This is a genomic window from Micromonospora sp. CPCC 205739 (genome assembly GCF_036906795.1).
In the GTDB taxonomy this organism is placed as follows: Bacteria; Actinomycetota; Actinomycetes; order Mycobacteriales; family Micromonosporaceae; genus Micromonospora.
Map to the genome: position 1 here is coordinate 1 of NZ_JBAKHS010000049.1, position 2,252 is coordinate 2,252.

2 protein-coding genes are annotated in these 2,252 nt (G+C 66.1%); both read left to right on the plus strand.

Annotated features, from left to right (window positions below; all coding sequences use genetic code 11):
- Positions 1-250 precede the first annotated feature (250 nt).
- Complete coding sequence (locus V6U88_RS30080) at positions 251-1,087, plus strand: hypothetical protein (protein WP_334458283.1); 837 nt, start codon at positions 251-253, stop codon at positions 1,085-1,087.
- A 124-nt stretch (positions 1,088-1,211) separates the two neighbouring features.
- Positions 1,212-1,988, plus strand: a complete 777-nt coding sequence (locus tag V6U88_RS30085) for a hypothetical protein (protein ID WP_334458284.1) — start codon at positions 1,212-1,214, stop codon at positions 1,986-1,988.
- Positions 1,989-2,252 lie beyond the last annotated feature (264 nt).

The window sequence follows — 2,252 nt, forward strand, 5'->3', positions numbered from 1 at the left end:
GGACCCGCCACCACCCAGCTTAGAACCCCACTCCCGACGATGGCTTGACACAGAGGGGAGCCAGAAGCGAATGCCTGGCACACCAGCCGTCGTGGACAGTCGGCGTCACGGTCCGTATCCGGCGTGCTCAAGGCCCCTGTAACCCATCGACCGCAGTCACCGTGTAACGCATCAAGCGGAGTACGACACCCAAATCAGCGACGGCGTGGAGGGATTGGCAATCGCCTACCTCGGAGCACCACCCGGCCCGATGCTGCAAGACGCCGTCGAGCTGCGCGGCGAGATCCTGCAACGGCTGCGCGACCGCCACTACGCCCCGCACGAACTCAAGGATCTCTACCTCCTGCTGGGCAGGCTGCAAGGCGTACTGGCATACGCCGCCCTCGACCTGGGCAGCGCCGATGCAGCCATGACCCACGCAGATGCTGCATGGACCTGTGCGGAACACGCTGGGAACAACGAGCTGCGCGCGTGGACACGCGGCACCCAAAGCCTGATCGCGCGTTTTCAGGGCGACTACGCCCACGCCCTGGACTACGTGCACGACGGACTGCGGTACAAGGCAAGGGGCACCGGCCGGATACGGCTGCTCTGCGGCGTGGCTCAGTGCCATGCCAATCTCGGCGACTCCACAGGCGCAAACCGCACCCTTGACCTAGCTCAGACGGAACGGGAGGAACTTGCCAGCACGGACTCCGTGGATGGCCTCTTCGGCTTCTCTGTCGCCAAGCAGCACTACTACGCGGGGAGCAGCCTGATTTGGCTGGCGGGTGGGACCGACGCGGAACGAGCTGCCCGAGAGGCGGGGCAGGCAATCGAGCTCTGGGAGAAGGAGCCCCCGGAGAGCAGGTCCTTGGACGACGAAGCCCTGGCCCACGTCTACCAAGGAACCGCCTTCCTGCAAGTCGGGGACCTCGACTCCGCCACTGCCGCCATCCGGCCGATTCTCGATCTGCCAGCGGACCGCCAAATCTCCTGGATCAAGAAGCGGCTCGACAGGTTCGCGGCGATGCTTCGCGCCCAGCCATATCGAGGGGCAAGCGCGGCGGACGACCTGCACGAAGAGATCCGCAACCTAGGCGGGTAGACGTCCGGCGACGGTCACTGCCTAGTCCCACCACATGCTTGACGTTTCCGGCCCAGTACATGCTTGACGGCCTAGACAACCTCCGCGGCTGCCGATGCCACTCGACCCCGCCTAGCATCGCCTGATGAGTGAAGTGCCGCCGATCTCCGTCACCATCCAGGAGGACTGCACCGGGCCTGGCGATGCCTGGCTACTTCCCCGGTTGCAGATGCGGCTCCGACCAGCAGAGGCACCCATCCACGTTCCGCAAGCGAAGCTGGGCGGCCAACCTGTGTGGCTCCGGCCGCCCACCTGGCCGCTGTCTCGCAGCCTGGGGACACCCATGATGTTCGTAGGCCAGATCCCCATCCCCGGTGAACCCACGAGTCTCGCCTACCTGTTCGTCACCGATGATCCTCAGGGCACCGCCGAGACCTTCGACGCTAAGGCCGGCGAGAACGCACTCCTGGTTCAACCCGGCGGACGCATCCCACCCTTCATCGATACGACCGACACGGCCACCGGTCCGTCCCTGTGGCGACGGGGCATGACATGGGACGAGCGCGTAGGCGTCGAACTCGCCGTGGACCTGATCCCGGCGGACCCTGCCGCCGAGGCAACCCTGGATGCGGAGATCGCACGCCAAGAGGCCGAACGGACAGGCGTACTGCTGGACCTTCCAGACGCTGTCGATGCACATGCCAGCGCGCTTCCGTCCTACAGCTATGTGGGGGGCAAGGCCCACCTGTGGCAGGCCGACCCTCAGGGGATACCGGCCGACTGGCGGTTCCACTTCCAGCTCGACGGCGGAGAAGGCCACGGCCCGGATGACCCCTACGCCCTCAACTTCGGCGGAGGGACCGGATACGGCTTCCTCTCTCCGGATCTCCGCGAAGGCCGCTTCTTATGGGATTGCGTCTGACGGGTACAGCCGGCGCTCCGGCACAATCTTGTCAAGCAACTGGTGGGACGCGACTTTCAAGCATGTTCCGCAACAGGACATCCGGCGACGGTCACAGACTGTCGAATTGCCCTCTATCAGATCAAGGCGGCCCGCAAAGCGGGCCGCGCCGGCCCGGCCCCGGCCTGCTGGCGACCTCCGGCCGGCATCGGCCGGGCCGGTCGGCCACGCTTCGGACGACCAAGTCTTGAAGACCTCGGGGCTCTGCCCCGAACCCCGGCCCTC